This window comes from Bradyrhizobium sp. UFLA05-108 (genome assembly GCF_059803455.1).
This window is the reverse complement of the sequence record NZ_JBANAZ010000205.1, coordinates 1-1,091: the sequence shown is the minus strand read 5'-3', so window position 1 is coordinate 1,091 and position 1,091 is coordinate 1. Positions and strand designations below refer to the sequence as shown.

Here is a 1,091-nt window from a genome sequence, read left to right as displayed (position 1 = left end):
ACGATATCGATATTGGCCTCAAAATCCATCGGGTTGACGATAATGGCATCGGCGCGCGTTTGGATAGCGGTGGCGGCCTGATCGTTTTGCACCGATGCATCATAACGCCCATCGTAGAAGGTCAGCACGGCTTCGCCGCTTTTCACCGCCGGGTGTTCCTTCCCGAACCTTTCCATCAATTGCACGAACTCGGCTTTGTTGCCGTACATCAATACCGCGATTTTTACCGGGGCGGCCTGAGCTGCCGACAGGCTACCGAGCATCATGGCAGAGGCAAACAACGCTATCTTGGTCTTATTCATGGTTTTCTCCTGGTAGAGTTGGGTCTGATGTTATTAATCGCGCTGTTGCTTACGCGATGGGTCGAGCAATACGGCAAGAACGATCAATGCGCCTTTGATAATTTGTTGGTAATACGATTGCACGCCGAGCAGATCGAGGCCGTTATTCATCACCCCGATAATCAGCACGCCGAAGAAGGTGCCGACCAGCGTACCGACACCGCCGGCCATGCTGGTGCCACCGATCACCACCGCCGCGATGGCGTCCAGCTCATACCCTGCGCCGGCGTTGGTCTGCGCCGAACCGGTGCGTGCGGTGAGGATCAGGCCGGCGATGCCGGCCAGTGCGCCGCACAGCGTATACACCAGTATTTTGATGCGGGTGACGTTAATCCCCGAGGTGCGCGCGCTTTTCGGGTTGCCGCCGACGGCGTAGATGTAACGCCCGAAGAGGGTTTTATTCAGCACCAGCCAGGCGAGGGCGAACAGCACGATGAAGATGATGACGGGCACCGGAACGCCGCCGACATAGCCATTGCCTAACCAGCGGAAATCGCTGTTCAATTGCGATACTGGATTGCCGTTGGTGGTCAACATGGTTAACCCGCGCGCCGCGGAGAGCATGCCCATGGTGACGATAAACGGCTGCAGCCGATAACGGGCTAACACGGTGCCGTTCACCAGGCCGCAAACGATGCCGATGCCCAGCGCCACAATCAGCGGCGCCATGACGGCGGTCGCGGTGTCGCCGATAGCTAATCCGCTGTTGTTGGTGGCGAAGCGAGCGGCGACGATCCCGCTTAACGCCAG

General features: G+C 58.4%; 1 protein-coding gene and 1 pseudogene. Both read right to left on the bottom strand.

Going from position 1 to position 1,091, the window contains the following annotated elements; all coding sequences use genetic code 11:
- Nucleotides 1-302 (bottom strand): annotated as a pseudogene (locus SO140_RS45995) (substrate-binding domain-containing protein); the annotation flags it as partial.
- Nucleotides 303-335: 33 nt separating this feature from the next.
- Nucleotides 336-1,091, bottom strand: a 756-nt coding sequence (locus SO140_RS45990; RefSeq protein ID WP_498544206.1) for an ABC transporter permease, incomplete at its 5' end; no start/stop codon positions are given.